Raw genomic sequence first — 7,197 nt, 5'->3', positions numbered from 1 at the left:
CGGCGTTAGCGGGGTGACCACGGCGCACGCGGCCAGGCCGACCTGCCACGGATGAACACTCTCGCGCGCGGTGACCCGCATGGCCGCCCCCAGAATTCGGTGCCTTGAACGCGTTCAAACTACCCCAGCCGGTGATGGACCCAGTCGTCGGGCCCGACGTGGACCCCGTCTTCGCCGGCGAGGTGGATCTTGCAGGTCAGGCCGCCCCGGGACCGTCCGAGTCCTTCGTCGGGGCGGTGGTGCCGGGGCGTTGTCCTTTTTTCGGGACGCGCGGCTTCTTCCTCCGGGCGCCGGCCGCGTGCTGATGCGCCCGGCAGGACGTCGAGTCGACGCTGACCATGCTCCAGTCGATCCGGCCCGCGAGGTCGGCGTCGGCCTGGACGGCACGCAGGATTCGGTCCCAGGTGCCGTCCGCCGACCAGCGGCGGTGCCGTTCGTAGACGGTCTTCCAACTACCGAAACGCTCGGGAAGGTCCCGCCACGGTATGCCCGTTCGTACCCGGAAGAAGATCCCGTTGATCACCCTACGGTGATCGTTCCACCGTCCGCCACGCTGCCCCAACGCCGGCAGATGCGGCTTCAACCGACCCCACTCGGCATTCGTCAGATCGCCCCGCCCCATGCTGACACCAACGAGCGACCAACCCGACAGTCACATGATCCGCCGGACAGCTCCTAAGCGTCTCCGGGCCCAATCCACCCGTGTGATGGGATGTCCACCAACGCTCGTAGAGGGCGGGGATACGTCACAGCAACGAACAAGGGAAGGGGAGAGGGGGCCATGACGAGCGGGCACCAGACTCACGGGGCAGCCTCCGGCTCGCGGCCGTTGCAGACGCGCGCCCTGACCCGTGAGGCCGGGCGGGCACGCCAGCTGCTGGCCGCCGGGGAATGGCGCCCTGCCGCGGTGGACTCCGAAGCCGCAGCGCGCGTCCTGGCCCGCCTCACGGCCCCGCTCCCAACCCGGCGGGCAGCGACCACGCAGACGCTGGCCACGGACCGGGACCGGCGCCTCCAACGCATCCTGCGGACCACCCTCCACCACCTCGACGCAGGCGCAGTCAGCCCGCCCGCAGCCGCCCTCCTGGCCGCCGTCGCCCGCGCCTTCTTGCCTTGGCACACCGCCCCGAACCCACCGCCCGCAGCGGCGGCCCCGAGATACGGGACCCCGGTGGGCACGGCGGACGGCCCGGCCGTGCCACCAACAGAGGCGGGCGAGGCCCTGCTTCCCGATCTGATCGCACTGTTCGCCGTGCTGACCTCGGCGAGCCCACCCGGGATCGTCCCGCTCACGCCCCCGGTCGAGCCCTGGCAGGTCCGGTACGCGGGCCGCTTCCGTCGTTACGGCAGACCCGCTTTCGGGGTGTGGACGGCCGAGACCATCGGCTGCCCGGCATGCGCGGGTAAGGACGGCCCGTGGACGGTGACCTGCGACTGGCGCCTGATCTCGCTGGGCTGCCTGTGCGGGGCAGTGACCCACAAGCACGGCCTTGCCTTCTCCGAAGTCTGGCTCCTCTTGCCGGACCTGTGACCGAGTGCCGTGACTGACCGCCCGCACATTGGTGCCCGGTCGGCCAAGATCAAAGCTCACTGGGCAACTGAAGCGCCCAGCGAGACCTGAAACGGCGACCCGTGAAGTCCGGGGCTAGACGACGAGGGCTACTGCGGCAGCCTACGGATGGCACGGGCAGCCGCACCGGGATTCCGATGTCAGGGCCGGTGACGCACGGGACGCTGATCCACCCGCGTATTCTCCAGGCGCGGTCAATCGGAGGGGACGTGATGTGACGAAGGAATTGAAGACGCTCACCGTGATGTGGGGGGCATGGGTACTGGCGGGGATCAGGGTTGCTCCTCATCGGTACAACACGGACTTTGTCGACACCATCGCTCTGGTCTTCTACGGTCTGGGTTCGCTCGCCGTGATCGGAATGACCATCCGCTTCCTGTACCGACTGGTGACTTCCCGGGACCAGGCGGCACAGAACCAGGGCCACAACCCTGAGCGTGCGAACGAGGGCACGTTTCTTCGGTGAACCTCTTCCCCCACTCGGCTGAGCTGCACGCGTAACGCCGAGCTGGCCGGAGGCCGCGGCCTGTATGCCTGCGGTCGTGATCAAGAACTTTGCCCGCGGCTTCGCCGCGCTCTCCCTCGCCCTGCCCCCGCTCGCTTTTCCCTCGGCGGCCATCGCTGCACCGGCGGCCCCCGTCGGGCGCCGAGGTCCCCAACCTGGCCGATGCGGTCACGCAGATCCCGCTCGCGAATGAGTCCCGCGCCGGGTACGAGCGGACGAAGTTCAAGCACTGGAACGCCGGACTCGATCCCGCTGACGGCAGCAGCACCCGCTCGGAGGTGCTCCTCGCCGAAGCTGTCGAGTCGCCGACCGTCGCGGCCGACTGCAAGCTGTCGGGCGGCAAGTGGCTGTCGTACTACGACGGCCAGGAGGTCAACGATCCCGGCAAGCTCGACCTCGACCACATGGTCGCGCTCGCGGAGGCCTGGGATTCCGGGGCGAGCGCCTGGACGCCCGCCCAGCGGGAGGCGTACGCGAACGACCAGGACGCCGCCACCTCCCTCGTCGCAGTCACCGCCCGCACGAACCGGTCGAAGGCGGATCAGGACCCCGCCCAGTGGATGCCGCTGCTCCCCGACGCTCACTGCCGGTACGTCTCGGAGTGGGTCGCCACGAAGCTTCGCTGGAGCCTCGCGGCCCACCAGGCCGAAGTCGACGCGCTGACGGTGTATGCCGAGGGGCCGTGTGAGGCCACCGTCGTCCACTACGCCGCTGCTCCGTAACTGACCGGGGAACGTGTCGGATCACGGTAGCGGTCAGGCGGGGCACCGCCGACACGTCGTCCCTCGCAGGAGCGGTTCGGCCACGCGGACGAGTGACTCGGCGACGGCGCAGGTGAGGGCGGCGTGCACCCGGGAGTGAGACAGGGCCGCTGAGGACCCCGCCCGTCAGGGGCGGGGTCCGACTTGGGGTGGGGCGCCGGGGGTGGGGCCGGTCCCGCGCACGTGCGGGGACGCGGGACCAGCTGCGGGCGCCCGTCCTGTCGGGAGTCCGTGGCGACCGTACGGCGCCGCTGGGGTAGAGGGACATGTCGCCGTTACCGCGGATGGCGAGCAGGTCAGGGCGGCCGTCCTTGGAGACGTCTCCGGTGGCGATGAGGTGGCTGTAGGCGTTCCAACCGCCGCCTACGCGGGTGCGCGGGGCGAACGTGCCGTCGCCCTTGCCCAGGTGGCTCCAGAGAACGCCCGAGGTGTCACGGGCGAGGGGGTCTCCGGCGGGGCCGCGCAGTTCGCAGCCGTCTGCAAGGTGATCGCGGGTGCGGAGCACCTGATGGAGCTCGCCAGCTCGGCGTGGCTCGCTGGCTTCACGGAGCCGCGCTCGAGCTCGCCGTGCATGTCCGGGCCGTGTTGTTCGACGAGGAGTCCGGGCGACTGGGCGTTGTCCCCGATGCTCCCGCGTACGGCACGAAGGTCCGCTGGATGGTGGCGAGGCTTATCGCGGCTGCCAACAGCACGGTGCCCGAGGCGTACGTCCGGGCCGTGCACGTTCTGGCCCTGGCCGCCCGCGCCACCACCGCGGCGATGTCCTCGGCAGCCGCCGGCGACCCGATCCCGCACCGGGTCGTTCCGGCTGGTCCGGTGAAGACGCGGGAGAGTGCGTTGGCCGGCTATCGCCGTGCTCTCGCCGCCCACCGCGCGGTCGCTCCGCCCCGGCAGGAGGACCCGGCCCTCGCCGTCGCCGTCGTGCGGCAGGAACAGGCCCGCCGTAACCTCGCCGAGCAGGTCTTCCCCGACGTCGAGCAGGACCAGGAGGATGAGGCTCCGACGTCGCTCGAGGACGTGCGCACACAGCAAAGGCAGGCCGCCGAGGCCGTGCGTGCGGCGGCAATCCGGCGCGCCCGCGCCGAGCGCAGTGGGAAATGCGGTACGACCGACGCTCCCGCGCTGCGCCAAGTTGGGTGAAGCTTGCTGCGACTCATCCGCGTTCGCGTTATAGACCTAAGCACCTTCTACCGGATGGAAGGAGCTGATGCCGAAGAAGCGCCGGCCAGCGAGAAGGGAAGCCTCCGCGCACGACAAACCCGAACACGACACCAAGGAGGCACCTGGAGGCCATCCTGATCGCCCTCGCGGTCGGTGGTGAGCCGGTCTTCCCGCCGGAGGAATGAGCGGCCGACTCCCCCGGGAAGCCCATGGAAGACTGTGCCCCCAGGTCACGGGGGCGCAGGGTCCGCGTGTGATATGGGGGAACGCCGTGCGCAAGGTGGGGATGGTGGCCGCGGCCGCCGGGATGGTGCTGTTCGTCGCCGGCTGTGGCGGCGAGGACGACGGTGCGGGCAAGGAGAACGCGGGACCGCAGCTGACGGCCGCCCAGGTCGACAAGGAGATCGGGGCGGCCGCGGGTGCGGCCGGGTTCACCAAGGCCTCGTTCGACACGGTCAAGCCCAAGCTCAAGGACTGCATGATCAACTGGGCGGCGGACGAGCCTGGCAAGAAGGCCGATCCCGCGAAGTCCTACGCGGACACCCTCGCGGCCCTGGTCAAGGCCGGCTGGGGCAAGGGGGAGACCACGAAGAAGGGCACCACGGACGTGCAGATCCTGAAGAAGGGCGCCTGGACGGTCAGGGCCGGGTCCGACCTGGGCCCGGGCATCAAGATGGTGGCGTTCGCCGGCGTCCTGGAGACCCGGGAGTGCACCGAGCTCTACGTGGGCGAGCTGGGCAAGTAGGAGGCCCGGCGGCCGAGGGAGACTCCTCCCTCGGCCCTCAGCGGGGTTCCGGCCCGTGGTCTGTGGGACTTCGCCTGACCGTCCCTCGCACTCGGTCTGTGCCCTGTGGCCCAGACTGGGATCCCACGGTCATACCGGGGCCGAACCTGGCCCATCTCATGCTCCAGCGGGCCCAGCCAGGACGCCAAGCAGCGCGGCACCGACCGGCCCAACGCAGCCCGCCGCCGGATGAGGTCGACCGTCAGGCCCACGGGTCCAGGACCTGGCCCTGTGCGCCGTCGGTCGCCAGGAACAGGTCTGCCGCGTCCTCGGCGCCACCGCCTTCCCTGACCCCGAGGACGGCCAGGCCAAACGACGCCGTCCGCGTCGCCGCGATCCTGCGGCCCCACGCCGAACGCCGGACGACCGGCGCCGACTGCCGCGTCCGCGCTGCGCCAGGCCGGATGAGTGCTCCTGTAAGCGCGTATGGCGGGGCGAACACGGTGATCGCCTGGGGAGTCAGCAGGTGTGGTGGCACGCTGAGTTGGGACGAAAGGTGGCTCTGGCAAGATTTTCGTAGGCGGAGATCATCTCGGTGCCGCGGTCAGCCGGTCCGCGTAGCGGCGGCGGAGGTGGGCGATCAGAACGACGCGGTGGCGGAGGAGAGGGACGCCGGCGCGGCCGGCCATCAGACGTTTTTGCAGCTTGACGTTGGTGATGCGGCCTTCGTTGACAACGGAGTTGTAGGGGTGCTGATTCCCTGGGCGACGGCATGCCGGTCTTCGCGAAACGCTCCTGCGAGGCCGACAGGAGGGGCCAGACCGCTGCCTGCGAGGTCGTCCAGCCAGTCCGGGAGGGGTGTCGCGTCGTGGTTGTCGAGCATGGCGGTGAACCGGCGGACCAGGTCGTGAGTCCGCCTGAGTTCAGGGCAGTGCTCCAGGAGCCGGGGCAGGCGGTCGTTGATGTGGAGGTTGCGGCGGTGCGGGTGGGTGGTGATCCAGCGAGCGGCTTCGCGTGGTGAGGGCGGCCGCTCGCGTGGTTCGTCCAGGGGCAGGCCCCTTCCGAGGGGTGCGACGGCCATCTTCACGCGCTGGTAGTGGCCGAGATAGCCCTTGGCCTGGAGTTCCTCGTGCAAGATCTTCGCGCTGTGCTGTCCCTCGTCCCAACGTTGCTGCAAGTAGTCGAGGTAGGGGTCCAGGGGGAGGGCTTGCGGGGCGGGCGGCGCATCACCTCCTGCCAGGTGCCGGCCCGGGCGTACTTGCCGACGGTGCGGCGGAGCAGGCCGAGCTCGCGGGCCACGGAGCTGTGACTCCGGCCGGTGCGGGTCAGGGCCTGAACGGCCTCGAACAGTCTGCGGGCGTGGCGTGCGGCCCGACTGTCCTCCGCGGTGTTCCCGACGGCCTCCTCGGCTGGTGCGGGACCGCTCTCGCCGGCCGGGGCAGGGCTGCGGGCAGGCAGCCGCGGTGGGCGGAGGCGATGTCCTGGACACGGCGGGAGAGGCCCTGCCAGAGGTGGAAGCGGTCGCTGACCTGCACCGCATCGGGGGCGCCGCCCGCGATGCCCTGCCGGTAGGTGAGGGAGCCGTCGCGGCAGGCGACCTCGACACCGGGGTGCTCGCGGAGCCAGCGGCCGAGCGGTTCCGCGTCGCGTCCTTCCCAGAGGGTGAGCGGGAGCCGGGTGGTGGCGTCGACGAGGAGGGTGCCGTAGGTGCCGCCGTGGAGAGCGAAGTCGTCGACCCCCAGCACCCGGGGCGTCACCAGTGGCGGCAGCGGCACCCGCATCAGCTGGGACAGGACGGCGACCCGCGAGAGCCTGATATTCAAAATCCGAAGCATCCGGGATCCGCCCCGGCCGGCCAGCACCGCGCCGATGTCCTCCACCAGGCGCTGCAGCCGCGGTCCCGGCCTTCAGGCCCGGGAGGAATCGCTTCTCTGGACTGCTCTGACCTGTGCGGTTGAGCGGATCTGAGCTGCAAGCGCACCCCGGATCCGCTGCAGAGAGCTACGTGTCACTGCGCCGTAGCTCCGGGGAGAAAGGGCCGAGAAGGGCGGCGCGGCTCTCCCCTGCACATGCCGTGCCGCTGCGTCGATCCCTCTCAGGTGGGACCGCGCATCCGGTCAATGTGCCACCAGCCGACTGTCCCTCTCCTCAAGCGGGCTGGGAACGATAAGCGTCAAACATTCATTTTCAGATTATTTAGTTTAACCAATCCCCGTATTAGGCCATTTGGCGGCCCTAGTCTCGGGCCGAGCCGTTGCAGGAACGGCACGAGCGAGGGGAACAAGGTCGACATGGCTCATTGGAAGAAGATCGCGGGCGGTCTGACGGGGATCTCGGCGGGGTCCCGGTCCAACGTGTGGGGCGTGAACGCGAATGCGCAGATCTACCGGTTCACCAACGACGACGCCACGCCGTGGCACGGCGTCCCCGGCGGTCTGACCGACATCAGCGCGGCGGCCGACGGCACCGTCTGGGG

General features: G+C 70.2%; 7 protein-coding genes and 2 pseudogenes. 6 read left to right on the top strand and 3 right to left on the bottom strand.

Annotated features, from left to right (window positions below):
• Nucleotides 1-164 precede the first annotated feature (164 nt).
• A pseudogene (locus tag IO20_RS0134050) lies at nt 165-622 on the bottom strand (IS5 family transposase); the annotation flags it as partial.
• Nucleotides 623-781: 159 nt separating this feature from the next.
• Here IO20_RS0134050 and IO20_RS0134045 point away from each other — a divergent pair.
• The 5 genes and pseudogenes from IO20_RS0134045 to IO20_RS0134025 all read left to right on the top strand — a co-directional run bounded on the left by IO20_RS0134045 (nt 782) and on the right by IO20_RS0134025 (nt 4,742).
• Nucleotides 782-1,531, top strand: a complete 750-nt coding sequence (locus IO20_RS0134045; protein ID WP_030556838.1) for a hypothetical protein — start codon at nt 782-784, stop codon at nt 1,529-1,531.
• A gap of 253 nt (nt 1,532-1,784) precedes the next feature.
• Nucleotides 1,785-2,036, top strand: coding sequence for a hypothetical protein (locus IO20_RS0134040; RefSeq protein ID WP_030556836.1), 252 nt, complete (start codon nt 1,785-1,787; stop codon nt 2,034-2,036).
• Between the two features lie 64 nt (nt 2,037-2,100).
• A pseudogene (locus IO20_RS37235) lies at nt 2,101-2,797 on the top strand (HNH endonuclease family protein).
• A gap of 567 nt (nt 2,798-3,364) precedes the next feature.
• Nucleotides 3,365-3,976, top strand: a complete 612-nt coding sequence (locus IO20_RS0134030) for a hypothetical protein (RefSeq protein WP_051875166.1) — start codon at nt 3,365-3,367, stop codon at nt 3,974-3,976.
• A gap of 292 nt (nt 3,977-4,268) precedes the next feature.
• Nucleotides 4,269-4,742: a hypothetical protein gene (locus IO20_RS0134025; RefSeq protein WP_030556832.1), complete on the top strand. Its 474-nt coding sequence runs from the start codon at nt 4,269-4,271 to the stop codon at nt 4,740-4,742.
• A 667-nt stretch (nt 4,743-5,409) separates the two neighbouring features.
• Here IO20_RS0134025 and IO20_RS41860 read toward each other — a convergent pair.
• Entirely contained in the window at nt 5,410-5,898 is a 489-nt protein-coding gene (locus IO20_RS41860; RefSeq protein ID WP_245685156.1) for a hypothetical protein, read from the bottom strand.
• Between the two features lie 148 nt (nt 5,899-6,046).
• A complete protein-coding gene (locus IO20_RS41855; RefSeq protein WP_245685155.1) occupies nt 6,047-6,544 on the bottom strand; it encodes a transposase in 498 nt (165 codons plus the stop codon).
• Between the two features lie 468 nt (nt 6,545-7,012).
• Here IO20_RS41855 and IO20_RS0134010 point away from each other — a divergent pair.
• The coding region (locus IO20_RS0134010; protein WP_031127798.1) for a tectonin domain-containing protein at nt 7,013-7,197 on the top strand (185 nt) is incomplete at its 3' end.

It is taken from the genome of Streptomyces exfoliatus, from assembly GCF_000725545.1.
GTDB classification, from domain to species: domain Bacteria; phylum Actinomycetota; class Actinomycetes; order Streptomycetales; family Streptomycetaceae; genus Streptomyces; species Streptomyces exfoliatus.
The sequence above is the reverse complement of the archived record's forward strand: the minus strand, read 5'-3'. Positions and strand labels throughout refer to the sequence as shown.

Coding starts and splice junctions, on each gene's coding strand:
- IO20_RS0134045 (WP_030556838.1), top strand. CDS start 782: ATGACGAGCGGGCACCAGACTCACGGGGCAGCCTCCGGCTCGCGGCCG.